We start from the raw sequence: 23,350 nt of genomic DNA on the forward strand, positions 1-23,350 counted from the left end.
CACGGTGTAGGGCAACGAATCGCGAATGAATTCGCTCCTACCGTGCCGCTCCCCGATAACAAGAAGTGCCGCTGCCCGACTGCCGAGAGCCCGATGACCGACCTGCTTGCCCACTACCCGCTGACGCCGGCGACCTACCATGAGCTGCTGCGTGCCGACGGCTCGCTGCGCCCGCATTGGCAGCGCCTGTTCCGCCAGCTCGAGCGCAGCGGTGCGGCGCAGCTGCGCCAGCGCCAGGCGCTGGTGGCGCGGCAGATTCAGGAGAACGGCGTCACCTACAACGTCTACGCCGACCCCAAGGGCACCGACCGGCCGTGGGAACTGGACCTGTTGCCCAACCTGCTGTCCGCCGAGGAGTGGCAGCCGATCGCCGCCGGCGTGGCGCAGCGCGCCCGCCTGCTCAACGCGCTGCTCGGCGACCTGTACGGCGAGCAGCAACTGCTGCGCGACGGCCTGCTGCCCAGCGAGCTGGTATTCGGCCATCCGAATTTTCTCTGGCCGTGCCAGGGCGTGCGCCCGGTCGGCGGGGTGTTCCTGCACAGCTACGCGGTCGACCTGGCGCGCGACGCCGGCGGCCGCTGGCAGGTGCTCGCCGATCGCACCCAGGCGCCCTCCGGGGCCGGCTATGCGCTGGAGAACCGGCAGATCGTCTCGCGCGCCTTTCCCGAGCTGTACCGCGACCTGCGCGTGCAGTACCTGGCCGGCTACTTCCGCACCCTGCAGGAAACCCTCAGCCGCCACGCGCCGTGCGAGGGCGAGACGCCGCTGGTGGTGCTGCTCACCCCCGGGCGCTTCAACGAAACCTATTTCGAGCACCTCTACTTGGCCCGCCAGCTCGGCTTCCCGCTGGTCGAGGGGCATGACCTGACGGTGCGCGACGACACCCTGTACCTGAAGACTCTCGGCGGCCTGAAGCGCGTGCACGCGGTGCTGCGTCGCCTCGACGACGACTTCTGCGACCCGCTGGAGCTGCGCACCGACTCGGCGCTCGGCGTGCCCGGGCTGCTCGCCGCGGTGCGTCGCGGCCGCGTGCTGGTCGCCAATGCGCTGGGCAGCGGCGTGCTGGAGTCGCCCGGGCTGCTTGGCTTCCTGCCGCAGCTGAGCCAGCGGCTGATCGGCGAGACGCTGCTGCTGCCCTCGGTGGACAGCCGCTGGCTGGGTTCCGCCGGGGTGCTCGACGCCACCCTGGCGCGCCTCGGCGAGCGGGTCATCAAGCCGGCGTTTCCCTCGCAGAGCTTCGAGCCGCTGTTCGGCCAGGGTCTCGACGCCGAAGGCCTGGCTGCGCTCGCGGAGCGCCTGCGCGCCCGACCGCACAACTACGTGGCGCAGGCCCAGGCGCAGCTGTCGCAGGCGCCGATCTGGCAGGGCGGCGAGCTGCAGGCGCGCGCCATCGGCATGCGCGTGTTCGCCGTGGCCAGCGCCGACGGCCAGTACTGGGTGATGCCCGGCGGGCTGACCCGGGTCGCCGCGCGCGCCGGTGCCGAAGTGGTGTCGATGCAGCGCGGCGGAGCGAGCAAGGACACCTGGGTGCTCACCGACCAGCCGGTGCACGGCGAGCCGCTGCGCCCGCGCAACCTCGGGGTGCGCGACCTGATCCGCCAGGACCCCTATCTGCCCTCGCGGGTGGTGGAGAACCTCTATTGGTTTGGCCGCTACAGCGAGCGCTGCGACGACGGCGCCCGCCTGCTGCGCGTGGTGCTGGCGCGCTACGTCGACGCCGATGGCGACGACTGCGCGCTGCAGTCGGCACTCAACCTCGGCGAGCGCCTCGGCCTGCTGCCGCCGGCCGGCGAGGCGGGGCTCGAGCGGCGCCTGCTCAAGGCGCTGTGCGGCGACGACTGGCCGTTCAGCCTGCGCGCCAACCTGCGCCGCCTGCACTGGGCGGCGGCGCAGGTGCGCGGGCGCCTGTCGCAGGAGAACTGGAACGCCGTGCTGGAGCTGCAGCGCGAGGCGCAGAGCCTCGACCCGGCGCACGCCGACCTCGGCGAAGGGCTGGATTCGCTGAGCCGCCTGGTGATGTCGCTGGCCGCGCTGTCCGGCTTCGCCCTCGACGACATGACCCGCGACGACGGCTGGCGCTTCCTGATGATCGGCCGGCGCATCGAGCGCGTGCAGTTCTTCGCCGAGAGCCTCGCCGCGTTCCTGCGCGGCGGCACGGTGTGGGATGCCGGCAGCCTGGAATGGCTGCTCGAACTGGGCAACAGCACCATCACCTACCGCTCGCGCTACCTCGCCTCGCCGCAGTTGATCCCGGTCCTCGACCTGCTCCTGCTGCACGACCAGAACCCGCACGCGCTGCGCTTCCAGCTGCAGGCGGTGGAGCGCACCCTGGCGCGCCTCAATCGCACCTTCGGCGTGCCGCAGGAGCTGCAGCTCAGCGGCCTGATCGGCCGCCTGCTGGCCTTCGACCTGGCGACCCTGGAGAACCCGCTGTTCGGCGCCAGCGGCCTGGACGCGGTGCTGCTCGGCCTGGCCGACCTGCTGCAGGAGATCGCCCAGGCTGCCGGGCAGATTTCCGACCGCCTCGAGCTGCGCTACTTCGCGCACATCGACGACATCAGCCAGCAGACGGTGTCGGCCTGATGAACGCACCGAGCGAGGTGGCCCGCTACGAGGTGTTCCACGACACCCACTACCGCTACGCCGCGCCGGTGTCGCTGGCCCAGCAACTGGCGCACCTGTGGCCGCGCGACTGCGCGTGGCAGCGCTGCCTGGGCCAGAGCCTGGAGATCAGCCCGGCGCCGACGCGGCGCAGCGACGGTTTCGACGTGTTCGGCAACCCGCTGACCCGCCTGGCCTTCGAGCGTCCGCACGATGCCCTGCAGGTCAACGCGCGACTGCGCATCGACGTGCTGGCGCGCCCAGCGCTGGACCTCGCGGCGTCGCCGGCCTGGGAACAGGTGGCCGCCGAGCTGGCCTTCGCCGGCCGCGCGCTCAGCGACGCCGAGTTGGAGGCCGGGCGCTACCGCGTCGAGTCACCGTACGTGCGCCTCAAGCGGCAGTTCGCCGAGTTCGCCGCCGACTGCTTCCCGCCGGGCCGGCCGCTGCTGCTCGGCGCGGCGGCGCTGATGGCGAAGATCCACGGCGAGTTCGCCTTCGATGCCGAGGCCACCCAGGTCGCTACGCCGCTGGTCGAGGTGCTGCAGCGGCGCCGCGGAGTGTGCCAGGACTTCGCCCACTTGATGCTTGCCTGCCTGCGCTCGCTGGGCCTGTCGGCGCGCTACGTCAGCGGCTACCTGCTGACCCAGCCGCCGCCCGGTCAGGCGCGGCTGATCGGCGCCGACGCCTCGCACGCCTGGATCGCCCTGTACTGCCCGCGGCACGGCTGGGTGGATTTCGACCCGACCAACAACGTGCAGCCCAACCTCGAGCACATCACCCTGGCCTGGGGGCGCGACTTCTCCGATGTCTCGCCGCTGCGCGGGGTGATCCTCGGCGGCGGCAGCCACGATCCCGAGGTGCGCGTCACCGTGTTGCCGCTGGTGGAGTTCGCCTGCTGAGCAGAAAACGTACGCCGCGCGGCAGGCCGCAGCGGGGCGACGTCTGCGCACTCTGCTCCCAAGTTATCCACACGCTGATCCACAGCTTCCGGGGGTAACTCGGCGACTGGCCGGGCGCCGGGATGACGCTGCGTCGCGATCGCCTGTCAGTCCCCGCCAAGCGGCGCTAATCGCTTGATTTGCAATGCAAAGCCTGGTGCTTGAACAAAAAGCAGCCAGTGTGCGGCAGGGCCCATGGCGGCAGGCCTGCAGCGCCCTACACCCACCTTATCCACAGCGCCTTCCACAGTTTCGGTGGGTAACCGCGCCGCGCAGCGCAGGCCCTGGCGCGCGCTCTGCCGCGTGCTAGCGTTCTGAAGGCAATTCCTTCATTACTGCGAGTACGCCCCCATGGATGAAACTACGATCGTTAACGTGTCCACCGAGAAGTTCAACGCGCTGGTGGCGTTGGCCCAGCAGTACGGTGTGGCGTTCCTGGTGAAGATTCTCACCGCCATCGCCTTCTGGGTGATCGGCCGCTGGTTGATCAGCTTCGTGGTCGGGATGGTGCAGCGTGCCCTGACCAAGCAGAAGGTCGACCCGACCGTGCTGCGCTATGTCGGCTCGGCGATCACCGTGACGCTGAACATCATTCTGGTGATCGGCATCCTCGGTTACCTCGGCGTGCAGACCACCACCTTCGCCGCGTTGATTGCCGCGGTCGGTCTGGCCATCGGCATGGCTTGGTCGGGACTGCTGGCCAACCTGGCGGCGGGCGGCTTCATCATCGTCCTGCGGCCGTTCAAGGTCGGTGATTTCATCAGCGCCGGCGGGGTGATCGGCACGGTCACCGAGATTGGCCTGTTCGCCACCGCGATCAATACCCCGGACAACGTGCTGACCCTGGTCGGCAACAACAAGATCTTCAGCGACAACATCCAGAACTTCACCCACAACGCCTACCGGCGAGTCGAGCTGAAGGCGCAGCTGTCCGGCGCCACCGACTGGCATGCCGCCGCCGCGCTGCTCAAGGAGCGCATCCAGGCGGTGCCCAATGTGCTGGCCGAGCCGGCGGTGGACGTGGAAATCCTCGAGTTCAACCTGGTCGGCCCGGTGCTGGCGGTGCGTCCGTACTGCCACAACGAGCATTACTGGCAGGTCTACTTCGACACCAACCGGATCATCAAGGACGCCCTCGGCGAGGCCGGTTTCCCGGCGCCGATGCCGGCGCAGACGGTGATCATCCAGCAGGCCGCCGGCTGACTCCCGGGTAGTAGGAGCGGCCCATGGCCGCGAGCCTGTGTAGCTGAACTGGCGCTCGCGGCCATGGGCCGCTCCTACAGCTGCTGCTTGTCAGTGCGGGGTGCGGTCGACCCACTTCGGCGCCACGCTCGGCTGCCAGCTGGCCATCAGCTCGAGCAGGGCATCCGGCGACGGGCTGATCTGCAGCATGGCGCGGTGCTGGGCGCGCACGAAGCGCTCCTCGACCAGGTGATCGAGGAACGCGGCGAGCTTGTCGTAGAAGCCGTTGACCTCGAGCAGGCCGAGCGGTTTGCCGTGGTAGCCGAGCTGGCCCCAGGTCCACACTTCGAACAGTTCCTCCAGGGTGCCGAGGCCGCCGGGCAGGGCGATGAAGCCGTCGCTCAGTTCGGCCATGCGTGCCTTGCGCGCGTGCATGCCGTCGACCACTTCCAGGCGGGTCAGGCCGTGGTGGCCGATTTCGGCGCGTTCCAGGCTTTGCGGAATGATGCCGATCACCTCGCCGCCGGCAGCCATCGCCGCGTCGGCGACCGCGCCCATCAGGCCCACCGCGCTGCCGCCATAGACCAGGCGGATGCCGCGCGTGGCAAGGGTGCGGCCGAGCGTTTGGGCGGCCTCCAGGTAGATCGGGTTGGCGCCGGGACTGGCACCGCAGAACACGCAAATCGAACGCAGGGACATCGTCTACTCCGCTGGGAAAAAACCGCCCCAGCGTAGCACCCTGACGCGTCCCCGGCAGTGCGCGGCGACGCGCCGCAGGGCAGGGCGGCGGTGAGCGGCTACGCTCGTTGGGGCGTGCCGGCCATTGCGGGAACTCGTCTGCGCCGCGCAGGTCATCCGAGAACCTGCTCGCGCGCGACCTGCATCGCGCCCCGCTGGCGCTCGCGTTCTATCTGTTCGGGCTTCGTCCCCACCTGCCAAGGAGTCAATCATGTTGCGCACCTTCCTCATCGCCTCCGCCCTCGCGCTGGCCAGTGTCCAGGCCCACGCCGCCGATTGCGCCGTGACGGTCAATTCCACCGATCAGATGTCCTTCGACACCCAGGACATCAAGATCAGCAAGAGCTGCAAGACCTTCACCGTGACCCTCACCCACGACGGCAAGCTGGCGAAGGAAGTGATGGGCCACAACTGGGTGCTGACCAAGGCGGCCGACATGCAGCCGGTGGCCACCGACGGCATGAGCGCCGGCATCGAGAAGAGCTACCTGAAGGCCGACGACGCACGGGTGATCGCCCATACCAAGATCATCGGCGCCGGCGAGAAGGATTCGGTGGACGTCGATGTCAGCAAGCTCAGCGCCGAGGAGAAGTACATGTTCTTCTGCTCCTTCCCCGGCCACATCGCGATGATGAAAGGCACCGTGACGCTGGTCGACTGACCGCTTCGACGCCGGCGGCCGACCCCGGTGGGTCGCCGGCGCTTCCGTTGCCGCACCGACGGTTCTAGGCTAGAGCGCTCCACCGCAGTCTCGTCGAGCGTGCGCCATGACCGACACCCATCAGCTGTTCAATCGCCAGTCCGCCGCCTACCGCAGCTTCCGCCCCAGCTACGCCACCGAGCTGTTCACCTGGCTCGCCGCCCAGGCACCGGAGCAGGCGCTGGCCTGGGACTGCGCCTGTGGCTCCGGGCAGGCCACCCTCGGGCTGGCCGCGCAGTTCCGCCAGGTGGTGGCCACCGACGTCAGCCAGGCGCAACTCGACCAGGCGCCGCCGGCGGCCAACGTCAGCTACCGCTGCGAACCCAGCGAGCGCAGTTCGCTGGCTGCCGGCAGCGTCGACCTGACCCTGGTCGCCCAGGCGCTGCACTGGTTCGATGTCGACGCGTTCTACGCCGAGGTGCGCCGCGTGTCGCGGCCCGGCGCGCTGCTCGCGGTGCTCTCCTACAACCGCCTGGAAATCGAGCCGGCCATCGATGCGCTGGCCGACCACCTCTACAACCACATCGTCGGCCCGTACTGGGCGCCGGGGCGCCGGCATGTCGAGGATGGCTACGCCAGCCTGGCGTTTCCGTTCCGCGGCCTGGAGACGCCGCCCTTCGAGTTGCAGGTGCAGTGGGACCTCGAACACCTGCTCGGCTACCTGCAGAGCTGGTCGGCGGTCGCCGATTTTCGCGCCACCGAGGGCGTCGATCCAGTCGAGCGGCTGCGCCCGCAATTCCTCGCCGCCTGGGGCGATGCGCAGCAGGCGCGCCTGGTGCGCTGGCCGCTGATGATCAAGCTCGGCGTGGTCGAATAAGGCGCCGCGCGGCGGCCAGCAACGCGACATCCACGTACGTGTGGACGACGTCCTGCCCCTTGCCTCCACGCTGAAACCTGCATGCCTGCGGGCCGCAGCAGTGCGCCGGGCAAATCGCCGCGCACCAGCGACGTGCAAAGCGCAGTTGGCTGGCTATTGTTAGTAGGCATGCGGCCTGACTCCGGCCGCCACACGGCCCCTGTCTGATCGGTCAGGCAAGGCGGCCGTCACAACAACAATAAATAGACCCAAGGAGGCAGCAGTTCCCGCCCGGATCTCCGCGAATCGAAACCCATGGCACGTCCCTTGCTGAATGAGCTGACCCATAACGAGTTGCAGCAATTCCACCCCTAGGAGCACAACTTCCATGTCGCAGAAGATTTTCAGAAAAGGCTTTCTGGCGCTCGCGGTGACCACCGCCATTGGCGCTTCTTCCCTGGCGCAGGCCGATGTCGTCATCGGTGTGGCGGGGCCGCATACCGGCGCTAACGCGACCTTCGGCGAGCAGTACTGGCGCGGCGCGACGCAGGCGGCGGAAGACATCAACGCCGCGGGTGGAATCAACGGCGAGAAGATCAAACTGGTCAAGGCAGACGACGCCTGCGAACCGAAGCAGGCCGTGTCGGTGGCCAACCGGCTGGTCGACCAGGACAAGGTGGCGGGGGTGGTCGGTCACTTCTGCTCGTCCTCGACCATGCCCGCCTCGGAGGTCTACGACGAGGCCGGGGTGATCTCCATCACCCCCGGCTCGACCAACCCGAAGATCACCGAGCGCGGTTATGGCGGCATGTTCCGCATGTGCGGCCGTGACGACCAGCAGGGCATCGTCGCCGGCAACTACATCGCCGACACGCTGAAGGCCAAGAAGGTCGCGGTGATCCACGACAAGGACACCTACGGCCAGGGCCTCGCTGATGCGACCAAGGCGCAGCTGGCCAAGAAGGGCATCGAGGCGGTGCTCTACGAGGGCCTGACCCGTGGCGAGAAAGACTTCAACGCTCTGGTCACCAAGATTCGTGCGGCGGGTGCCGAAGTCGTCTACTTCGGGGGTTGCCACCCGGAAGCCGGGCCGCTGGTGCGGCAGATGCGCGAGCAGGGCCTGAACGCCAAGTTCGTCTCCGGCGACTGCGTGGTGACCGACGAATTCGTCACCACCGCCGGCGGTGCGCAGTACACCAAGGGCGTGCTGATGACCTTCGGCGCCGACCCGCGGCTGATCGCCGACGGCAAAGCGGTGATCGACAAGTTCCGCGCCGCCGGTTACGAGCCGGAAGGCTACACCCTGTACTCCTACGCGTCGGTCCAGGCCCTGGCCGCGGCCTTCAAGGGCGCCGGCAGCACCGAGGGCGCCAAGGCCAGCGAGTGGCTGAAGTCGCACCCGGTGGACACCGTGATGGGCAAGAAGGAATGGGACCCGAAAGGTGACCTGAAAGTCTCCGACTACGTGATGTACGAGTGGGACGACGCCGGTAAGTACCACCAGATGAAGTGAGCCTGAACCCCTCTCCCGCGGGAGAGGGGACGAGTCCCTCGCACGGTGGAAGGGGCAGCCCTTCCGCCGGGCGCAGTCCGGGGACCGCTGAAAAGGCTGCATCAAGTTTTCGCCGCACCGTTCGCACGGTGCCTGCCGCTTCAGCGCGACCCGCCTGATTCACTTGCGTGGGCCTGGCCCTCGCTTCGGACGAGATCGCGTATGGACGATATCTTCCTCCAGCAGTTGATCAATGGCCTGACCCTCGGCGCGGTCTACGGACTGATCGCCATCGGCTACACCATGGTCTACGGCATCATCGGCATGATCAACTTCGCCCACGGCGAGGTGTACATGATCTCCGCCTACCTGGCGGCCATCTTCCTCGCCCTGCTGGCCTTCTTCGGCGTGGAGAACTTCCCGCTGCTGATCCTTGGCACGCTGGTGTTCACCATCTTCGTCACCGGCATGTACGGCTGGGTGATCGAACGCATCGCCTACAAACCACTGCGCAACTCGACCCGCCTGGCGCCGCTGATCAGCGCCATCGGCATGTCGCTGATCCTGCAGAACTACGTGCAGCTCAGCCAGGGTGCGCGCCAGCAGGGCGTGCCGACACTGCTCGATGGCGCCTTCAAGCTGCACATCGGCGACGGCTTCGTGCAGCTCAGTTACACCAAGGTGTTCATCCTGGTCGCCGCGTTCGTCGGCATGGCGGTGCTCACCTACGTGATCCAGTACACCAAGCTCGGCCGCATGTGCCGCGCCACCCAGCAGGATCGCAAGATGGCTTCGATCCTCGGCATCAACACCGACCGGGTGATCTCTTACGTGTTCGTCATCGGCGCCTCGATGGCCGCGCTGGCCGGCGTGCTGATCACCATGAACTACGGCACCTTCGACTTCACCGCCGGCTTCGTCATCGGCATCAAGGCATTCACCGCCGCGGTGCTCGGCGGCATCGGTTCGCTGCCCGGGGCGATGCTCGGCGGCATCCTCCTCGGCGTCGCCGAGGCGCAGTTCTCCAGCCTGGTGAACACCGACTACAAGGACGTGTTCAGCTTCGCCCTGCTGGTGTCGATCCTGATCTTCCGTCCCCAGGGCCTGCTCGGCCGTCCCCTGATTGCCAAGGTGTAAGGGATTCCGATGACCGACAAGACCGCTTCCCTGGATCTCAAGCAATGTCTGATTGATGCGGTGCTCGCCGGGCTGATCGCGCTGATCGTGTTCGGCCCGATCATCGGCGTGGTGCTCGACGGCTACAGCTTCGAGCTGCGCCCGACGCGCCTGATGTGGATCGTCGCCGCGGTGATGCTCGGCCGCTTCCTGGTCAGCCTGTTCCTGCACAGCAAGAGCGGCCGCCGCCTGCTCGAAGGCTTCGAGGGCGCCGGCTCCGGCGTGCATGTGCGCGACCCCGACCACAAGACGCGGCTGCGCTGGATCATCCCGCTGATCATCGTGCTGGCGCTGATCTTCCCGTTCTTCGCCAGCAAGTACGTGCTCACCGTGGTGATCCTCGGCCTGATCTACGTGCTGCTCGGCCTCGGCCTGAACATCGTGGTCGGCCTCGCCGGGCTGCTCGACCTCGGTTACGTGGCCTTCTACGCCATCGGCGCCTACGGCCTGGCGCTCGGTTACCACTACCTCGGCCTCGGCTTCTGGACCGTGCTGCCGCTGGCCGCGCTGCTCGCGGCGATGGCCGGGGCGATCCTCGGCTTCCCGGTGTTGCGCATGCACGGCGACTACCTGGCGATCGTCACGCTCGGCTTCGGCGAGATCATTCGCCTGGTTCTCAACAACTGGCTGAGCTTCACCGGCGGGCCGAACGGCATGTCGGTGCCGTCGCCGACCTTCCTTGGCCTGGAGTTCAGTCGCCGCGCCAAGGACGGCGGGATTCCCTACCACGAGTTCTTCGGCGTGGCGTACGACCCGAACATGAAGTTCCTGTTCATCTACGCGGTGCTGTTCCTGGTGGTGCTGCTGGTCCTCTACCTCAAGCACCGGCTGACCAAGATGCCGGTCGGTCGTGCCTGGGAGGCGCTGCGCGAGGACGAGATCGCCTGCCGCGCGATGGGCCTCAACCATGTGCTGGTCAAACTCTCGGCGTTCATGCTCGGCGCCTCCACCGCCGGCCTGGCCGGGGTGTTCTTCGCCACCTACCAGGGTTTCGTCAACCCGTCGTCATTCACCTTCTTCGAGTCGGCGCTGATCCTCGCCATCGTGGTGCTCGGCGGCATGGGCTCGACGGTCGGCGTGGTGATCGCCGCCTTCGTGCTCACCGTGGCGCCGGAGCTGCTGCGCACTTTCGCCGACTACCGGGTGCTGCTGTTCGGCGTGCTGATGGTGGTGATGATGATCTGGCGGCCGCGCGGGCTGATCCGCATCAGCCGCAGTGGCTTCGTGCCGCGTAAGGGGGTGGCGCCATGAGCGACCCGAAGTCCGACAAAATACTCAGCGTCGAACACCTGATGATGCACTTCGGCGGCATCAAGGCGCTCAACGACGTCAACCTGGACGTCGAGCGTCATTCGATCACCGCGCTGATCGGCCCCAACGGCGCCGGCAAGACCACGGTATTCAACTGCCTGACCGGCTTCTACAAGGCTAGCGGCGGCAGCATCCTGCTCAACACCCAGGGCAAGCCGACCGACGTGATCAAGATCCTCGGCCAGCCGTTTCGCGGCCGCGATTTCATCAACCCCGCGCAGTTCGCCAGTCGCCTCTACTACAAGATGTTCGGCGGTACCCACCGGGTCAATCGCGCCGGGCTGGCGCGCACTTTCCAGAACATCCGCCTGTTCCGCGAAATGTCGGTGGTGGAGAACCTGCTGGTCGCCCAGCACATGTTCGTCAACCGCAGCCTGTTCGCCGGGGTGCTCAACACCCCCGGCTACCGGCGCGCGGAAAGCGCCGCGCTGGACCATGCGTTCTACTGGCTGGAGGTGGTCGATCTGGTCGACGCCGCCAACCGCCTGGCCGGCGAACTGTCCTACGGCCAGCAACGCCGCCTGGAGATCGCCCGGGCGATGTGCACGCGACCGGAGATCATCTGTCTCGACGAACCGGCCGCCGGCCTCAACCCGGCGGAGACCGAAGCGCTGTCGCGGATCATCCGCTACCTGCGCGACCACCACGGCATCACCGTGCTGCTGATCGAGCACGACATGGGCATGGTGATGAACATCTCCGATCACATCATCGTGCTCGACCACGGCGATGTGATCGCCCGCGGCGCGCCGGAGGCGGTGCGCCATGACGAGAAGGTGATTGCCGCCTACCTCGGCGCCGACGAAGAGGAGTTGGTATGACGGCGTTGCTGGAGTTTCGCGAAGTCGATGTGTTCTACGGGCCGATCCAGGCGCTGCACAAGGTGTCGCTGACCATCGAGGAGGGCGAGACAGTGGCGCTGATCGGCGCCAACGGCGCCGGCAAGTCGACCCTGCTGATGTCGATCTTCGGCCAGCCGCGCGCGGCCGGTGGGCAGATTCTCTATCGCGGCCAGGACATCAGCCGCAAGTCGGCGCACTTCGTCGCCAGCAACGGCATCGCCCAGTCGCCGGAAGGACGGCGGGTGTTCCCCGACATGAGCGTCGAGGAGAATCTGCTGATGGGCACCATCCCGATCGGCAACCAGTACGCCGCGGAGGACATGCAGCGCATGTTCGAGCTGTTCCCGGTGCTCAAGGAGCGCCGCAACCAGCGCGCCATGACCATGTCCGGCGGCGAGCAGCAGATGCTCGCCATTGCCCGCGCGCTGATGAGCCGGCCCAAGCTGCTGCTGCTCGACGAACCGTCGCTGGGCCTGGCGCCGCTGGTGGTGCGGCAGATATTCCAGACCCTGCGCGAACTGGCGAAGACCGGCATGACCATCTTCCTCGTCGAACAGAACGCCAACCACGCGCTGAAGCTGTCGGACCGCGGCTACGTGATGGTCAACGGTGAAATCCGCCTGTCCGGCACCGGCGCCGAATTGCTCGGTAACCAGGATGTGCGCAACGCGTATTTGGGTGGGCATTAGGGAAGCGCGGCGGCCCGCGCAAAGTTACCCCCACAGACTGTGGAGCGAGCTGTGGACAAACTGGGCGCAGAGCCGCACAGGCCCCGCGCTACGCGGTTTGGCGTCACTTGAGTGTTTTTTGAGCGTTAGGCTTTTTTCAGTAAAAACAACCGCTTAAATCCACTTTTCGGGCCTCTCGCAATGTCCCGAGTTGTCCCCGTCCGCTGTGGGCAGAGCTGTGGATAAGCCCGGGACGGATGCCCGCGCGCCAGGCCGGCTCGCGCCCGCAGCGGATTGTTCAGGTTTTGCTCAGGCGTGACCGCGCGGTTGCCGTGCTGCAGCAGTGAGCGGTTATCCCACGAAGCTGTGGAGCGTCCTGTGGACAACCTGGGCGCACCCCGACGAGCGTCAAGCCGGCCGCGGTGCGGCAGGCGTTGAGCGTTTCTTGAGCGGTGCGTGGCGGCGCAAAGAGGTAACCTGAGCGCCTGTGCTATCGACTTTGTTGTTGGAGAATTCGCATGACTTCCACCCTGTTCATCACCGGCGCCACTTCCGGCTTTGGCGAAGCCTGCGCGCGGCGTTTCGCCCAGGCGGGCTGGTCGCTGGTGCTCACCGGGCGCCGCGAGGCGCGGCTGCAGGCGCTGACCGACGAACTGGCGGCGCTCACCGACGTGCACCCGCTGGTGCTCGACGTGCGCGACCGGCACGCCATGGAACAGGCGATCGCCACACTGCCGGCGAAGTTCGAGCGGCTCACTGCGCTGATCAACAATGCCGGCCTGGCGCTGGGCTCCGACCCCGCGCTGCAGTGTGACCTGAACGACTGGGACACCATGGTCGACACCAACATCAAGGGCCTGCTCTACGCCACCCGCCTGCTGCTGCCCCGCCTGATCGCCCACGGGCGCGGCGCTGGCATCGTCAACCTCGGCTCGATCGCCGGCAACTGGCCGTACCCGGGCAGTCACGTGTACGGCGCGACCAAGGCGTTCGTGAAGCAGTTTTCGCTGAACCTGCGCAACGACCTGGTCGGCACCGGCGTGCGGGTTACCGACCTGGAACCGGGGCTGTGCGAAAGCGAGTTTTCGCTGGTGCGTTTCGGCGGCGACCAGGCCAAGTACGACGCCACCTACGCCGGCGCCGAAGCGATCCAGCCGCAGGACATCGCCGAGACCATCCACTGGATCCTCACCCAGCCGGCGCACATCAACATCAACAGCCTCGAGCTGATGCCGGTGAGCCAGACCTGGGCCGGTTTCGCTATTGATCGCTCACGGAACTGATTTGCGTCGAACGACCAAGCAGCTGTAGCGCGCGGTCGGGGTAGTCGGTGATCAGCCCCTGCGCGCCCATCTCCAGCAGGTGGCTCATCACCGGTTGTTCGTTGATGGTCCACAGCTGCACGTTGAGGCCGCGGTCGCGCGCGGTGCGCAGGAAGCCGGGGGTGGCGAGGGTGATGCCGTCGCTGCTCGGCGGAATCTGCAGGGTCTGGTAGCTCGGCGACAGCAGGCGGCCGAGGCCCAGCCAGTCGAGCGCCACCAGCAGGCGCACCGACGACGGACTGGCCGAGGTGGCGACGCCCGGGCACAGCTCGCGGAAGTGCTGCAGGCTGCGGTCGTAGAAGCTGGCGACGATCACCTTGTCGCGCTGGCCGTGCTCGTCGAGCAGCGCGCACAGGCGTTCCTCCAGGCCGACATCCGGCACCTTGATCTCCACCACCTTGGCCTGCGTCGGGAAGCGCTGCAGCACCTCGGCGAAGCGCGGGATGCGTACGCCCTGGTCGCGGTAGGGGAAGCTTTCGCCGCCGTCGGCGCTCCAGCGGTAGCCGGCGTCCAGGGCCTGCAGCTGGGCCAGGTCGAGCTCGGCGACCGGGCCGCTGCCGTCGGTGGTGCGGTCGACCTTGCGGTCGTGGATCACCACCACTTCGCCGTCGCGACTCAGGCGCAGGTCCATCTCGAGCAGGTCGACGCCCAGGCTGGCGGCGCGCTCGAAGGCGAACAGGCTGTTCTCCGGCCACAGCCCGCGGCCGCCACGGTGGGCGATCACCAGCGGCTGTTCGCCGAAACCGGCGAGCACCTTGGGCGGTGCGCTGGGGCGGCTGGTCAGCGCCAGCCCGGCGATCACCGCGACGATCAGCAACAGGGGAATGAGCAGAAAGCGGGCGAAACGCAACATGACAAGGCTCCAGCGGACAGGGACGAGCGTGCGTATCAAACCCGCCGACTATGACAAATGGTGAAGCCTTAGGGGAGCGAATTGTCGCCAGAGCGTGATCGTGTAGGAGCGAATTCATTCGCGATGGCAGATTGCGTTAATCGCGAATGAACTCGCTCCTACCGAAGGCCGTCCTGCCCTCCGGCTCAGCCGGCCAGCAGCCACACGCCGGCGCCGGCGCCCACAGCACCGGCCAGGCGCACCAGCGGCGCGGCGGCGCGCGGCAGCAGGCGCACCACCGCAAAGCCGGCCGCGTGCAGCGCGGCGGTGGCGGCGACGAAGCCCAGCGCGTAGCCGGCCGGGCTGCTCAGCTCGGGCAGCTCCAGGCCATGGGCGACGCCGTGGGCGAGGGCGAACAACGCGGTGGCGGCCAGCGCCAGGAACAGCGGCGGACGCACCGCCAGGGCCACCAGCAGGCCGAGGGCGAGCACCGAGGCGGCGATGCCGGTTTCCATGAATGGCAGCTGCAGGCCGGCGAAGCCGAACAGGCCGCCGAGCAGCATGGTGGCGACGAACGTCAGCGGCAGCGCCCAGCGCGCCACGCCTTGTTGCTGGGCGGCCCACAGGCCGACCGCGAGCATCGCCAGCAGGTGGTCGAGGCCGAACACTGGGTGGGCCAGGCCGGCGGCGAGGCCGCTGTCGCCGTGGCCGGGGTGGGCGAAGGCCACGGCCGGGGTAAGGAACAGGGCCAGGCTGTAGAGGGCTTTGCGTAGGTTCACGTGCGTCTCCTTGCGGGAAAAATAGCGGGGGAAGGAACTGCCCGTTCCCCCGCCCCCTCTCCCGCAGGCGGGCGAGGGGCAGTGTTCGGGATGGCCAGGCTCACGCCGCGGTGAGCATGCCGTGGCGTTCGATGAAGGCGATGATCTCGGGGAGACCCTGGCCGACTTTCTGGTTGCTGAACACGAACGGCTTGTCGCCGCGCATCTTCCGCGCGTCGCGGTCCATCACGTCCAGCGAGGCGCCGACCATGGGCGCCAGGTCGACCTTGTTGATCACCAGCAGGTCGGATTTGCAGATCCCTGGGCCGCCCTTGCGCGGCAGCTTGTCGCCGGCCGAGACGTCGATCACGTAGATGGTCAGGTCGGAGAGTTCCGGGCTGAAGGTGGCGGACAGGTTGTCGCCGCCGGACTCGACGATGATCAGCTCAAGGCCGGGGAAGCGCCGGTTGAGCTGGTCGACCGCCTCGAGGTTGATCGAGGCATCCTCGCGGATTGCCGTGTGCGGGCAGCCGCCGGTCTCCACGCCGATGATCCGCTCCGGCGCCAGCGCCTCGTTGCGCACCAGGAACTGCGCGTCTTCCTGGGTGTAGATGTCGTTGGTCACCACGGCGATGTTGTAGCGCTCGCGCAGGGCCAGGCACAGGGCCAGGGTCAGGGCGGTCTTGCCGGAACCGACCGGGCCGCCGATGCCGACTCGCAGGGGTTGGGCGTTCATCTGTTCTCCTTGTCTCGGGTAGGCGGCGCGGGGCCACGCCTACGATCTGAATAACCGGCTGTACTGGCGCTCGTGCGCCATGCTCGTCAGGGCCAGGCCGAATGCGGCGCTGCCCCAGTGTTCGGGGTGAATCGTGCTGGCCTGGCGCTGCGCCTCGCTGAGCGTCGGCAGTAGTGCCGAGGTGAGTCGCTGCGCAGCCTGCTGGCCGAGCGGCAGGGTTTTCATCAGCACCGCCAGCTGGTTCTCCAGCCAGCCCCACAACCAGGCCGCCAGCGCGTCGTCCGCACTGATCGGCCAGGCCCGCGCGGCGAGTGCCCAGCCAAGCGCCAGGCCCGGCTCGTCGAGCGCGGCGAACTGCGCGCGGGCTGCGTCATCCAGCTCGGGCAGGCCGTCGAGCAGCTGCTGCAGCGAGTAGCCCATCTGCCGGCTTTCCAGGCGCAGCTCGCGGGTCTCGCGACTGGCGCGGTGCTGATTGGCCAGCGTCAGCAGCGCGGGCCAGTCAGCGTCCGCCGCGGCGTGGCAATGGGCGAGCAGCAGCGGCGCTTCGAAGCGCGCCAGGTTGAGCAGCAACTGATCGGCGATCCAGCGCTGCGCGCTGTCGCTGTCGTGCACCTGGTGCTGCTCGACGGCCATCTCCAGGCCCTGCGAGTAGCTGTAGCCGCCAATCGGCAGCTGCGGGCTGGCCAGGCGCAGCAGTTGCCAGGCGTGGTTCACTTGCGCCCGCCGAACTGGTGCAGACGTGGCGCGTAGCTGAACTCGGCGTCGCCGGCGTGCGAGTGGTGGTGACCGCCGCCGTAGGCGCCGTGCTCCGGCTGATAGGGCGCCTCGATCAGTTCGACGTGGGCGCCGAGCTGTTCGAGCATGGCCTTCAGTACATAGTCGTCGGGCAGGCGCAGCCAGCCGTCGCCGAGCTGCAGGGCGACGTGGCGGTTGCCCAGGTGGTAGGCGGCTCGCATCAGTTCGAACGGGTTGGCGCAGGTCACGTGCAGCAGCGGCTCGGCCAGGGCGACCACGCGTACCACGCGGCCGTCGCCGGCCAGCAGGCAGTCGCCGTCGGCGAGCGGCGGATGGCCGCGTTCGAGGAACAGGCCGACGTCCTCGCCGCTGGCGGTGTAGCAGCGCAGCCGGCTCTTGCTGCGCGCTTCGAAGGTCAGGTGCAGTTCGGCGTCCCAGCTGTCACGGGGCGCGATGCGTTGCTGAATCACCAGCATGGGGCAGATTCCACTCGGTCGATGCGAGTGCCTTGAGCAAGGGCCTTGCCAAGGTGCGCCAAGCGAGCGCTGACGCAGGCTGGCGCGGCGGCTGCGCGAAATTGGGCAGTTTATTTGGTGCGCGAGGCGAGGGGTTGCACTGGTGTGGTGCGCTATGTGTGTAGGAGCGAATTCATTCGCGATAGCGGCAGCACCGCATTGTCTGCATCGCGAATGAATTCGCTCCTACAAAAGAGCCGGGAGGCACTGGCGGCTGAGCTCAGGTTTCCGGGTTGCCCAGGCCGCGCCAGTGCTTGCCGCCGATCATGATGAAGCGCAGCTGCTGGACGATCTTCGCCTCGGCGCTGAGGTGCTCGGCCTGGCCGGGCGGCGGCGGGTCGATGAGTTCCGGTAGGGTGGCGAACACAGTCTTCACCACCAGGTCGGAGACCACGTCGAGCGCCGCGTCATCGAGGTGCGGCATGCGGTTCATCAGCTTGAGGTCGGCGGCCAGGTCGCCGGTGATGCGCAGGCGCAGGGCGGTGATCGCCTGGCGCACCGGCAGCGAGCCGCCGTACTGCTCGCGGGCGAGGAACAGGAACTGTGCGTGGTTGGCGACTACCGCGGCGAGGAAGATGCGCACCGAGGCGTCGATCATCCCGCGCACCTCGAACTCGTGGCGGCGCACGTCGCGGATCGCCGCGCGGAAGGTCTCGCCAACCTCGGCGACCAGCGCCAGGCCCAGTTCGTCCATGTCGCAGAAGTGCCGGTAGAAGCCGGTCGGCACGATGCCGGCGCTGCGCGCCACTTCGCGCAGGCTCAGGCTGCCGAAGCCGCGGCCGCCTTCCATCAGGCTGCGCGCGGCATCCATCAGGGCTTGGCGGGTCTGCTGTTTCTGTTCGGCGCGCGCGGTGGGACGGGGCATGCTGAGTCGACTGCAAGGGTGTGCGGCGCACTCTAGCAAATGGCCTTCGCCAGCGTCGAACCGACATTCAGTGAACAGGTGTTGACTGAAAAGCTGCGAATTTGGCACTCTGGTGTACAACTGTTCACCGAGATGCCCGTTCATGCCGCTGCTTCCCTTCGCCTGGGCCCGCCGCCTCAGCCCCTGCCTCGCGCCGCTGCGCTGGCTGGTGCGCCACGCCTGGCTGCGTGAAGCCGAGGTCGATGCGCTGCTCGCCTGGCTGCAGCCCGGCTGGCGGCTGAACCGGGTGTTCGCCCGCGTCGAGGCGCGCGCCTGGGTCGCCGACGACCTGCTCGAGCTGACCTTGCGCAGCAACGGCAACTGGCGCGGCGGACGGCCAGGCCAGCATGTGCAGGTCTACCTGAGCTACAACGGCGTACGCCATTCGCGCAGCTACAGCCTCACCGCGGTCGAGGCCAGCGGGCGGCTGCGCATTGCGGTGCGTCACCAGCCGGGCGGCCTGCTGTCGCCGCGCCTGGTGCATCACCTGGCGGTCGGTGCGGTGCTCGAGCTGAGTCAGGCGACCGGCGACCTGACCTGGCCGCAGGCGGAAGACGGCGTGCTGTTGCTCGCCGCCGGCAGTGGCCTGACGCCGCTCCTCGGCTTGCTGCGCGAGGCGCTGGGGCGCGGCTTCCAGGCGCCGGTGACGCTGCTGCACTACGTGCGCGAAGGCGGCCAGCGCGGCTTCGTCGAGGAGCTGCAGGCGCTGCAGCGCCGCCATCAGAATTTCCGCGTGCAGTGGGCACTAACCGGCGCGATCGGGGGCGCGGGCGACCAGCCGCTGCACGGCCGCCTGCAGCCCGGTCATCTGCGCGATCTGCCCCGCGGCGCGGTACTCGCCTGCGGTCCGGCCGGCTTCGTCGAGGCCGCGCGGCAATTGCTGCCGACAGTCGCCGACTGGCAGAGCGAGGCGTTCAGCCCGCCCGTCTGGCCGGCTCCCAGCGAGCGGCGCGCAGTGCGCCTGCGCTTCGCCCACAGTCAGGCCGATTATCCCGGCGACAACCAAGCCTGCTCGACCAGGCCGAGGCCGCCGGCCTGCGCCCGGCCCACGGCTGCCGCCAGGGCATCTGCGCCAGCTGCACCTGCCAGTTGCTCGCCGGCAGCGTGCGCGACCTGCGCAGCGGCGCGCCGCTCAGCGAGCCGAACCAGCCGATTCGCCTGTGCGTCAGCGCGCCGCTCGGCGACGTCACCCTCGACCTCTAGGAGCCTGCATGCGCGACGACCGCGAGCTATCCCCCACCGAGCTGGCCGCCTTCGGTGCCGAACTGGATGCGCTGCGCCAGCGCACCCTGGCTCATCTCGGCGCCGCCGACGCGCGCTATATCCGCCGGGTGCGCGCGGCGGTGCGCGCTTGCTGCGCCGGCGGCCGGGTGCTGCTGTTGTTCGGATGGTTCCCGCCGACCTGGCTGCTCGGCGTGCTGCTGCTCGGCCTGGGCAAGATCCTCGAGAACATGGAGCTTGGCCACAACGTGATGCACGGCCAGTACGACTGGATGAACGACCCGGAATTCGCCGGGCGCCAGTACGAGTGGGACATCGCCGGCCCGGCCGATTTCTGGCGGCACACCCACAATCACATCCACCACACCTACACCAACGTGCTGGGCATGGACGACGACGTTGGCTACGGCGTGGTGCGGCTGTTTCCCGAGCAGCGCTGGAAGCCGTTCTACCGCTGGCAGCCGCTGTGGGTGAGCCTGCAGGCGGCGCTGTTCCAATACGCCGTGGCGATCCAGCACCTGCGCCTGGACAAGCTGTACAAGGGCAAGCTCAGCGCCGCCGAGGTGCGTCCGCTGCTGCGCCGCTTCGCCGCCAAGCTGCTGCGCCAGACCACCAAGGACTACCTGTTCTTTCCGCTGCTCGCCGTGGCGTTCGGCCTCAACGGCCTGGCGGTGCTGGTCGGCAATGCGCTGGCCAACCTGCTGCGCAACCTGTGGACCTTCACGGTGATCTTCTGCGGGCATTTCACCGAGCGCGCCGCGGTGTTCCCGCCCAGCGTGCTGGACGGCGAAAGTCGCGCGCACTGGTACCTGCGCCAGCTCAAGGGCTCGAGCAACCTGCAGGGCGGCCGGCTGTTCCATATCCTCACCGGCAACCTCAGCCACCAGATCGAACACCATCTGTTCCCCGACCTGCCGGCCCGTCGCTACGCTGCGCTGGCCGTGGAGGTGCGTGGCATCGCCCGGCGCTACGGGCAGACCTACAACAGCGGTGCGTTTGCCGCGCAGTTCGCCACGGTGCTACGGCGCATCTGGCGCTATCGGCGTGCGGAGGCGGTGTAGCGGGGTAGTCAGTCCCTCTCCCTAACCCTCTCCCGGAGGGAGAGGGGATGGCGCTGCGCTGCTCAAGGACGTGGAATCAGCAGGTGACCTCGGATGCGCCCTCTCCCTCCGGGAGAGGGCGGGGGCGAGGGGCATTCTGTCGAGCCGCGCAGAGGTCCCCAAAAAAACTAGTTCACATCCAACGCCGCCAGGCGCGCCTCCAGCGTGCGCTCCGCCTCGTCCAGCCAGGCGGCGATTTGCGCCGCGCTGAGGCGCAGCGGCACGCAGTAGCGCCGGCCACCCCAGAACAGCAGGAACAGCGGCTCGGCCAGTTGTGCGGCGGCGGGTTGCGGCAGGTCGTGGCAGGCACCGAGCACTTCACGCCATTTGCCGGCCAGTTCCTCGAACGCGCGCTGGTGGTGTTTGGGCTCGGCGACCGCCTGCTCGAGCACGCCGATGCCAGCGTCGAACAGCGGTTGGCTGGCCTGCTGGTCGCCGCTGATCTGCACCAGACGGTGCAGTCGTTCGCGCCAGCTCAGCGTGCTGGGCTGCACCGCTTCGGCATCGAGGCGCGCCAGCATCGCTTCGATGCAGTGGCGGATATAGCCGGACAGCAGCGCCTCCTTGCTGGGGAAGTACTCGTACAGGGTGCCGACCGCCACGCCGGTCTCCAGCGCCACTGCGCGAGTGGTCAAACGCTCCCAGCCGTCGCGCCGCCAAATCCGAACAAAGCCCTCGTAAATGGCCTCCACGGTGAAGCGCGCGCGCGCCTGGGTGGGGCGCTTGCGCGGCTTGGGCCGTGGCTCTGCGTCGCTGGCGCCGGGGCGTCCCGGTTTTCCGAACCCGCTGTTCATCGCCGCTGATTAACCTCTTGCTGAACGGAAACCCACCTGCTTCAGGAGCCAAACGATGAGCGATGCCCTCAAGGTTACACGACTGGTCAGCAACAAAAGCGCGCTGCAGGAGAGCCGCCTGGTCGAGGAGTCGCGCAGTGCGACGCCGGCCGCCGGCGAGATCATCCTGCGTGTCGAACGCCTCGCGCTGACCACCAACAACATCACCTACGCCGCGTTCGGCGAGGCGATGCAGTACTGGGGCTTCTTCCCCAGCGGCCTGGAGGGCTGGGGGCACATGCCGGCCTGGGGCTATGCCGACGTGATCGCCTCGACGGTCGAGGGCGTGGCGGTCGGCGAGCGCTTCTACGGCTACTTCCCGATCGCCAACTACGTGTGGATGCAGCCGGAACGGGTCACCGACCGCGGCTTCTACGACGGCGCCGCGCACCGCCGCGAGCTGACCTCGGCCTACAACCAGTACACCCGCTGCAGCTGGGACACCTACTACCGGCCGCACACCGAGGACCTGCAGATTCTCCTCAAACCGCTGTTCCTCACCTCGGCGATGCTCGCTGATTTCCTCCGCGACAACGCCTTCTTCGGCGCGCGCCGCCTGATCGTCTCCAGCGCCTCGAGCAAGACCGCCTTCGGCACCGCGGTGTGCCTGCAGGACGCGCCGGGCGTGCAGCTGATCGGCCTGACCGCGGCGGGCAATCGCGCATTCGTCGAGCGCCTCGGCTGCTACCAGCAGGTAGTCGGCTACGACGAGCTGGAGCAGCTGAGCAGCGACGAGCCGACGCTGTACGTCGACTTCTCCTCCAACCTCGAGCTGCGCGAGCGGGTGCACCGGCATTTCGGCGCCAGCCTGGTGTACAGCTGCCTGGCCGGCTCGGCGCAGAGCGCCGAGGTGCCCAATTTCGAGGTGGCGATGGGGCCGCGCCCGCAGCTGTTCTTTGCCCCGGTGCAACTGCGCAAGCGCAATGCCGAGTGGGGGCCGCAGGAGGTCAGTCGCTATATCGGCGACGGTCTGGTGCGCTTCTATGGGCAGGTCAGCGAAGGCGAGCAGCCGTGGCTGCGGGTGGTCGAACACCAGGGGGTGGCGGCGGCCGAGGCGGTGATCGCGCGGCTGTACCACGGCCAGGTAGCGCCGACCGAAGGGCACGTGGTGGTGCTGTAATTAGCGAGTGCAGAAAGGCCAGAACCCGGTGGCCTGCGCGGCGCACCGGGTTCTGTGGGTGAGGCGGGACCGGCGCCAGCCGGTCGGCTCAGGCAACGCGCTGATCCTTGCCGCCGACGCGTTCGAAGCCGTCACCCTTGGCGAGTTCGGCGCGACCTTTGCCAGTGGTGTTGAAGCTGTCGCCGGCCTGGCCGCCGGTGCGTTCGAAACCGTCACCGGTGGCGAGTTCGACGCGACCTTTGCCGGTGGCTTTAAAGCTGTCGTCGGCTTGTCCACCAGTGCGTTCGAAACCATCGCCGGTGGCGAGCTCTACATGACCTTTGCTGGGTGCATTGAAGCTGTCGCCAGCCTGTCCGCCAGTACGCTCGAAACCATCGCCGGTGGCGACCTCGACACGACCTTTGCCGCTGGCGTTAAAGCTATCGCTGGTGCGGCCGCCGGTGCGTTGGAAACCGTCGCCGACCGCTACCGCGTTGCGGCTGTCGTGCTCGACGTGATTGACTCGCCCGCCGGTACGCTCGAAACCGCTGTCGGCGACCTGGATCTGCGGCGCGCTGCTGCGCAGTTGCGGGGGTTGCTGGTGGTCGGAAGGGAGGGCGAAGGCGCTCATCGACAGACCGGCGAGGAACAGGGCAGCAAGGGCTTGGGCTTTCATGATTTTGGCTCCTGGGAAAGGGGATCAAGAGACTACGGAGCCCATGTTATCGGCGCGGGTTAGATATAAAAGTTGATAATCGCAATGGTAACTATCGATGGCGTTAATCTTTTAGCGCGCCAGCTAATTTCCCAGGGAATCATCGCCGCCGTTTGCCGTCGATTAAGGACCAGAC

22 protein-coding genes and 1 pseudogene are annotated in these 23,350 nt (G+C 67.9%); 14 read left to right on the forward strand and 9 right to left on the reverse strand.

The genetic code is table 11. The features are described 5' to 3' along the window. Positions 1 to 93 precede the first annotated feature (93 nt). From JQX08_RS11085 to JQX08_RS11095, 3 genes are all read left to right on the forward strand, one after another. Positions 94 to 2,583: a circularly permuted type 2 ATP-grasp protein gene (locus JQX08_RS11085; RefSeq protein WP_205348439.1), complete on the forward strand. Its 2,490-nt coding sequence runs from the start codon at positions 94 to 96 to the stop codon at positions 2,581 to 2,583. Then, positions 2,583 to 3,500 carry a transglutaminase family protein gene (locus JQX08_RS11090; RefSeq protein WP_205348440.1) on the forward strand — a complete coding sequence of 306 codons (918 nt, stop codon included), beginning with the start codon at positions 2,583 to 2,585 and terminating at the stop codon, positions 3,498 to 3,500. Before JQX08_RS11085 ends, JQX08_RS11090 begins: the two co-directional genes overlap by 1 nt. 390 nt (positions 3,501 to 3,890) lie before the next feature. Further along, a complete protein-coding gene (locus tag JQX08_RS11095; protein WP_205348441.1) occupies positions 3,891 to 4,742 on the forward strand; it encodes a mechanosensitive ion channel family protein in 852 nt (283 codons plus the stop codon). A 90-nt stretch (positions 4,743 to 4,832) separates the two neighbouring features. Here JQX08_RS11095 and JQX08_RS11100 read toward each other — a convergent pair whose 3' ends face one another. Then, positions 4,833 to 5,420, reverse strand: coding sequence for a cytokinin riboside 5'-monophosphate phosphoribohydrolase (locus tag JQX08_RS11100; protein WP_205348442.1), 588 nt, complete (start codon positions 5,418 to 5,420; stop codon positions 4,833 to 4,835). 250 nt (positions 5,421 to 5,670) lie between these two features. Between JQX08_RS11100 and azu the strand changes: the two genes are divergently transcribed. The 8 genes from azu to JQX08_RS11140 all read left to right on the forward strand — a co-directional run bounded on the left by azu (position 5,671) and on the right by JQX08_RS11140 (position 13,727). After that, positions 5,671 to 6,120, forward strand: coding sequence for an azurin (gene azu / locus JQX08_RS11105; protein WP_205348443.1), 450 nt, complete (start codon positions 5,671 to 5,673; stop codon positions 6,118 to 6,120). A 106-nt stretch (positions 6,121 to 6,226) separates the two neighbouring features. Beyond that, complete coding sequence (locus JQX08_RS11110) at positions 6,227 to 6,976, forward strand: class I SAM-dependent methyltransferase (protein WP_205348444.1); 750 nt, start codon at positions 6,227 to 6,229, stop codon at positions 6,974 to 6,976. A gap of 367 nt (positions 6,977 to 7,343) precedes the next feature. After that, complete coding sequence (locus tag JQX08_RS11115; RefSeq protein WP_205348445.1) at positions 7,344 to 8,468, forward strand: branched-chain amino acid ABC transporter substrate-binding protein; 1,125 nt, start codon at positions 7,344 to 7,346, stop codon at positions 8,466 to 8,468. A gap of 201 nt (positions 8,469 to 8,669) precedes the next feature. After that, positions 8,670 to 9,584 (forward strand): ABC transporter permease subunit, encoded by a 915-nt coding sequence (locus JQX08_RS11120; RefSeq protein ID WP_205348446.1) that lies wholly within the window; start codon positions 8,670 to 8,672, stop codon positions 9,582 to 9,584. Positions 9,585 to 9,593: 9 nt separating this feature from the next. Beyond that, on the forward strand, positions 9,594 to 10,874 hold the full coding sequence (livM, locus tag JQX08_RS11125; protein WP_205348447.1) for a high-affinity branched-chain amino acid ABC transporter permease LivM: 1,281 nt from the start codon (positions 9,594 to 9,596) through the stop codon (positions 10,872 to 10,874). Beyond that, on the forward strand, positions 10,871 to 11,755 hold the full coding sequence (locus JQX08_RS11130; RefSeq protein WP_205348448.1) for an ABC transporter ATP-binding protein: 885 nt from the start codon (positions 10,871 to 10,873) through the stop codon (positions 11,753 to 11,755). Before livM ends, JQX08_RS11130 begins: the two co-directional genes overlap by 4 nt. After that, positions 11,752 to 12,465 (forward strand): ABC transporter ATP-binding protein, encoded by a 714-nt coding sequence (locus tag JQX08_RS11135; RefSeq protein ID WP_205348449.1) that lies wholly within the window; start codon positions 11,752 to 11,754, stop codon positions 12,463 to 12,465. The genes JQX08_RS11130 and JQX08_RS11135 overlap by 4 nt, the downstream gene beginning before the upstream one ends. 497 nt (positions 12,466 to 12,962) lie before the next feature. After that, positions 12,963 to 13,727, forward strand: a complete 765-nt coding sequence (locus JQX08_RS11140) for an SDR family oxidoreductase (protein ID WP_205348450.1) — start codon at positions 12,963 to 12,965, stop codon at positions 13,725 to 13,727. Here the strand turns inward: JQX08_RS11140 and JQX08_RS11145 are convergent. From JQX08_RS11145 to JQX08_RS11170, 6 genes are all read right to left on the reverse strand, one after another. Continuing rightward, complete coding sequence (locus JQX08_RS11145; RefSeq protein WP_205348451.1) at positions 13,705 to 14,619, reverse strand: glycerophosphodiester phosphodiesterase family protein; 915 nt, start codon at positions 14,617 to 14,619, stop codon at positions 13,705 to 13,707. The two genes, JQX08_RS11140 and JQX08_RS11145, sit on opposite strands and share 23 nt — an antisense overlap. A gap of 185 nt (positions 14,620 to 14,804) precedes the next feature. Continuing rightward, positions 14,805 to 15,377 carry a HupE/UreJ family protein gene (locus tag JQX08_RS11150; protein ID WP_205348452.1) on the reverse strand — a complete coding sequence of 191 codons (573 nt, stop codon included), beginning with the start codon at positions 15,375 to 15,377 and terminating at the stop codon, positions 14,805 to 14,807. A gap of 100 nt (positions 15,378 to 15,477) precedes the next feature. Further along, on the reverse strand, positions 15,478 to 16,092 hold the full coding sequence (gene ureG / locus JQX08_RS11155; RefSeq protein ID WP_205348453.1) for an urease accessory protein UreG: 615 nt from the start codon (positions 16,090 to 16,092) through the stop codon (positions 15,478 to 15,480). A gap of 39 nt (positions 16,093 to 16,131) precedes the next feature. Next, entirely contained in the window at positions 16,132 to 16,806 is a 675-nt protein-coding gene (locus tag JQX08_RS11160) for an urease accessory protein UreF (RefSeq protein ID WP_205348454.1), read from the reverse strand. Next, a complete protein-coding gene (ureE, locus tag JQX08_RS11165; RefSeq protein ID WP_205348455.1) occupies positions 16,803 to 17,303 on the reverse strand; it encodes an urease accessory protein UreE in 501 nt (166 codons plus the stop codon). Before ureE ends, JQX08_RS11160 begins: the two co-directional genes overlap by 4 nt. A 259-nt stretch (positions 17,304 to 17,562) precedes the next feature. Beyond that, entirely contained in the window at positions 17,563 to 18,207 is a 645-nt protein-coding gene (locus JQX08_RS11170) for a TetR family transcriptional regulator (protein ID WP_205348456.1), read from the reverse strand. A gap of 142 nt (positions 18,208 to 18,349) precedes the next feature. Between JQX08_RS11170 and JQX08_RS11175 the strand changes: the two are divergent. Both JQX08_RS11175 and JQX08_RS11180 read left to right on the forward strand, forming a co-directional pair. After that, positions 18,350 to 19,449: pseudogene (locus tag JQX08_RS11175) on the forward strand (flavin reductase family protein). Positions 19,450 to 19,457: 8 nt separating this feature from the next. After that, positions 19,458 to 20,528, forward strand: a complete 1,071-nt coding sequence (locus JQX08_RS11180; protein WP_205348457.1) for a fatty acid desaturase family protein — start codon at positions 19,458 to 19,460, stop codon at positions 20,526 to 20,528. A gap of 167 nt (positions 20,529 to 20,695) precedes the next feature. Here JQX08_RS11180 and JQX08_RS11185 read toward each other — a convergent pair whose 3' ends face one another. After that, a complete protein-coding gene (locus JQX08_RS11185; RefSeq protein ID WP_205348458.1) occupies positions 20,696 to 21,361 on the reverse strand; it encodes a TetR/AcrR family transcriptional regulator in 666 nt (221 codons plus the stop codon). Between the two features lie 55 nt (positions 21,362 to 21,416). Here JQX08_RS11185 and JQX08_RS11190 point away from each other — a divergent pair, with 55 nt between their 5' ends. Further along, positions 21,417 to 22,520 carry a DUF2855 family protein gene (locus tag JQX08_RS11190; protein WP_205348459.1) on the forward strand — a complete coding sequence of 368 codons (1,104 nt, stop codon included), beginning with the start codon at positions 21,417 to 21,419 and terminating at the stop codon, positions 22,518 to 22,520. Between the two features lie 88 nt (positions 22,521 to 22,608). Here JQX08_RS11190 and JQX08_RS11195 read toward each other — a convergent pair whose 3' ends face one another. Further along, a complete protein-coding gene (locus tag JQX08_RS11195; protein WP_205348460.1) occupies positions 22,609 to 23,175 on the reverse strand; it encodes a hypothetical protein in 567 nt (188 codons plus the stop codon). Between the last annotated feature and the right edge of the window lie 175 nt (positions 23,176 to 23,350).

It is taken from the genome of Zestomonas insulae, from assembly GCF_016901015.1.
Classification (GTDB): domain Bacteria; phylum Pseudomonadota; class Gammaproteobacteria; order Pseudomonadales; family Pseudomonadaceae; genus Aquipseudomonas; species Aquipseudomonas insulae.

Excerpts from the sequence above, each read along its gene's own strand:
- JQX08_RS11090 (WP_205348440.1), top strand. The coding sequence starts at position 2,583 with ATGAACGCACCGAGCGAGGTGGCCCGCTACGAGGTGTTCCACGACACC.
- JQX08_RS11120 (WP_205348446.1), top strand. The coding sequence starts at position 8,670 with ATGGACGATATCTTCCTCCAGCAGTTGATCAATGGCCTGACCCTCGGC.
- JQX08_RS11135 (WP_205348449.1), top strand. The coding sequence starts at position 11,752 with ATGACGGCGTTGCTGGAGTTTCGCGAAGTCGATGTGTTCTACGGGCCG.
- JQX08_RS11085 (WP_205348439.1), top strand. The coding sequence starts at position 94 with ATGACCGACCTGCTTGCCCACTACCCGCTGACGCCGGCGACCTACCAT.
- JQX08_RS11115 (WP_205348445.1), top strand. The coding sequence starts at position 7,344 with ATGTCGCAGAAGATTTTCAGAAAAGGCTTTCTGGCGCTCGCGGTGACC.
- JQX08_RS11190 (WP_205348459.1), top strand. The coding sequence starts at position 21,417 with ATGAGCGATGCCCTCAAGGTTACACGACTGGTCAGCAACAAAAGCGCG.
- JQX08_RS11195 (WP_205348460.1), bottom strand. The coding sequence starts at position 23,175 with ATGAAAGCCCAAGCCCTTGCTGCCCTGTTCCTCGCCGGTCTGTCGATG.
- azu (WP_205348443.1), top strand. The coding sequence starts at position 5,671 with ATGTTGCGCACCTTCCTCATCGCCTCCGCCCTCGCGCTGGCCAGTGTC.
- JQX08_RS11170 (WP_205348456.1), bottom strand. The coding sequence starts at position 18,207 with ATGCCCCGTCCCACCGCGCGCGCCGAACAGAAACAGCAGACCCGCCAA.
- JQX08_RS11110 (WP_205348444.1), top strand. The coding sequence starts at position 6,227 with ATGACCGACACCCATCAGCTGTTCAATCGCCAGTCCGCCGCCTACCGC.
- JQX08_RS11145 (WP_205348451.1), bottom strand. The coding sequence starts at position 14,619 with ATGTTGCGTTTCGCCCGCTTTCTGCTCATTCCCCTGTTGCTGATCGTC.
- JQX08_RS11180 (WP_205348457.1), top strand. The coding sequence starts at position 19,458 with ATGCGCGACGACCGCGAGCTATCCCCCACCGAGCTGGCCGCCTTCGGT.
- JQX08_RS11140 (WP_205348450.1), top strand. The coding sequence starts at position 12,963 with ATGACTTCCACCCTGTTCATCACCGGCGCCACTTCCGGCTTTGGCGAA.
- JQX08_RS11130 (WP_205348448.1), top strand. The coding sequence starts at position 10,871 with ATGAGCGACCCGAAGTCCGACAAAATACTCAGCGTCGAACACCTGATG.
- JQX08_RS11095 (WP_205348441.1), top strand. The coding sequence starts at position 3,891 with ATGGATGAAACTACGATCGTTAACGTGTCCACCGAGAAGTTCAACGCG.
- JQX08_RS11185 (WP_205348458.1), bottom strand. The coding sequence starts at position 21,361 with ATGAACAGCGGGTTCGGAAAACCGGGACGCCCCGGCGCCAGCGACGCA.
- ureG (WP_205348453.1), bottom strand. The coding sequence starts at position 16,092 with ATGAACGCCCAACCCCTGCGAGTCGGCATCGGCGGCCCGGTCGGTTCC.
- JQX08_RS11100 (WP_205348442.1), bottom strand. The coding sequence starts at position 5,420 with ATGTCCCTGCGTTCGATTTGCGTGTTCTGCGGTGCCAGTCCCGGCGCC.
- ureE (WP_205348455.1), bottom strand. The coding sequence starts at position 17,303 with ATGCTGGTGATTCAGCAACGCATCGCGCCCCGTGACAGCTGGGACGCC.
- livM (WP_205348447.1), top strand. The coding sequence starts at position 9,594 with ATGACCGACAAGACCGCTTCCCTGGATCTCAAGCAATGTCTGATTGAT.